2 protein-coding genes and 1 rRNA gene are annotated in these 2,124 nt (G+C 71.9%); all 3 read right to left on the bottom strand.

The window, feature by feature from the left end:
• Positions 1-789: hypothetical protein (locus AB0C73_RS36020; RefSeq protein WP_362538164.1), on the bottom strand; the 789-nt coding region annotated here is incomplete at its 3' end.
• On the bottom strand, positions 774-1,823 hold the full coding sequence (locus AB0C73_RS36015) for a hypothetical protein (RefSeq protein WP_362538162.1): 1,050 nt from the start codon (positions 1,821-1,823) through the stop codon (positions 774-776). The genes AB0C73_RS36015 and AB0C73_RS36020, both read right to left, overlap by 16 nt.
• Positions 1,824-2,036: 213 nt before the next feature.
• Positions 2,037-2,124, bottom strand: a 5S ribosomal RNA gene (gene rrf / locus AB0C73_RS36010); the annotation flags it as partial.

Raw genomic sequence — 2,124 nt, 5'->3', positions numbered from 1 at the left:
GATCCAGCAGGTGCGGGCTCGGGCCGAGCGGTTCGACGGCGACTGGGACGCCCCGACCAGCCGTGCTGTCCAGCGGCAGGTCAACGAGGCGTTCGAACCCTCGTCCGCACCCTCGTCGGTGTCCTCGGACTCGCCGTCCTCGTCGCCGTCCTCCTCGTCGAAGGCGTCGACGAACTCGACCCCGTCCAGCTCGGCGAGCCGGTCGGAGGCGTCCGTGGAACCGTCCTTGTCGGCCTCCAGGGCCTTCGCGAACCACTCACGCGCCTCGCGCTCCCGGCCGGCGGCAAGCAGCGCGTCCGCGTACGCGTACCGCAGGCGCGCGGTCCACGGGTGGTTGGCGTTCGACGCCAGCTCGGGGCTCTGCAGGGTCACGATGGCGGCGTCCAGCTGCCCCATGTCCCGACGGGCACCGGCGGCCACCAGGCGCATCTCGACCTGCCCGGCCTTGTCCAGCTTCTGCACCTCGGGCTCGCCGGCCATGGCCAGGGCCCGCTCCGGGCGGCCGAGGCCGCGCTCGCAGTCCGCCATGACGGGCCACAGCTCGACGCTGCCGGTCATCCGGCGCGCGGCCCGGAACTCGGCCAGCGCCTCGGCGTACTTCTGCGTCGCGTACGCGGCGAAGCCGGCCGCCTCGCGGACGGCGGCGACGCGGGAGGCGAGCCGCAGGGCGACGCGCGAGTAGCCGTACGCCTTCTCCGGGTCCTCGTCGATCAGCTGCGCGACCATGACGAGGTTGCGCGCGACGTCCTCGGCAAGGCCCTTCGGCAGGCTCATCAGCTCCTGCCGCACGTCCGGGTCGATCTCCTCACCGGTGACCTCCGGCGGGATCGGCAGTCGCTTGAGCGGCGCGCGGTCGCCGGCACGGTCGTCCCGCCGGAAGGAGGGACGGTCGTCACGACGCCCGTGCCCACCCCGGTCGTCCCGACGCGGCCCACGGCCGCCCCGGTCGTCCCGCCGGTCGTCGCGGCCACCACGGAAGCCGCCGCCACCCCGCCGGTCGTCCTCGCGCCGCGGCCCACGGGGCCGCTCGTCACGGCGGTCGTCGCGACGGTCGTACGACGGACGCTCGTCACGGCGGTACGAGGGACGGTCGTCACGACGCTCATCACGGCGGAAGGAGGGCCGGTCGTCACGGCGGTCGTCACGACGGTCGTGCGACGGGCGCTCATCACGGCGGAAGGACGGACGCTCGTCGCGCCGGTCGTCACGACGGTACGAGGGCCTGTCATCACGGCGCTCGTCACGGCCGCGGTAACCGCCACCGCGGTTGTCATCACGACGCTCATCACGACGGTCATCGCGCCGGTCATCGCGACGGAAGCCACCGCCACGGTTGTCATCACGGCGCTCATCACGACGGAAGGACGGACGGTCATCGCGCCGGTCGTCCCGGCGGAAGCCACCACCGCGGCTGTCGTCACGGCGCTCGTCACGGCCGCGGTAACCGCCACCGCGGTTGTCATCACGACGCTCATCACGACGGTCGTCGCGCCGGTCATCGCGACGGAAGCCACCGCCACGGTTGTCATCACGGCGCTCATCACGGCGGAAGGACGGACGGTCATCGCGCCGGTCGTCCCGGCGGAAGCCACCGCCACGGTTGTCATCACGGCGCTCATCACGGCGGAAGGAGGGCCGGTCGTCGCCACGACGCTCGTCGCGACCGTACGAGGGACGGTCGTCACGGCGGTACGACGGGCGGTCGTCCCGCCGGTCATCGCGCCGGTCGTCCCGGCGGTCGTCGCGACGGAAGGCCGGCCGGTCATCGCGGCCACGGTAACCGCCGCCACCGCCGCCGCGGTTGTCATCACGACGCGGCCCACGGAAGTTGCCCCGCTCGCCGCCGTCTCGGCGACGCGGCTCGCGCTCCGGACGGTCGCCGGGAGAGTTGGTGGACATCGACGTGACTCCTGTCTTCGGGTACTGCAGTCATTCTCGCGCAGCCGGCACCGCACCGCGCTTTCAACAAATACAAGGAAAAACAAAAGGACCCCTGGTCCCAGCGTGAACGCTGGGACCAGGGGTCCTGAAAGATTGTTCGGCGGTGTCCTACTCTCCCACAGGGTCCCCCCTGCAGTACCATCGGCGCTGAAAGGCTTAGCTTCCGGGTTCGGAATGTAACCG

Source organism: Streptomyces sp. NPDC048623 (genome assembly GCF_040650755.1).
Taxonomy (GTDB): Bacteria; Actinomycetota; Actinomycetes; order Streptomycetales; family Streptomycetaceae; genus Streptomyces.
This window is presented reverse-complemented; position numbering and strand designations above follow the sequence as displayed.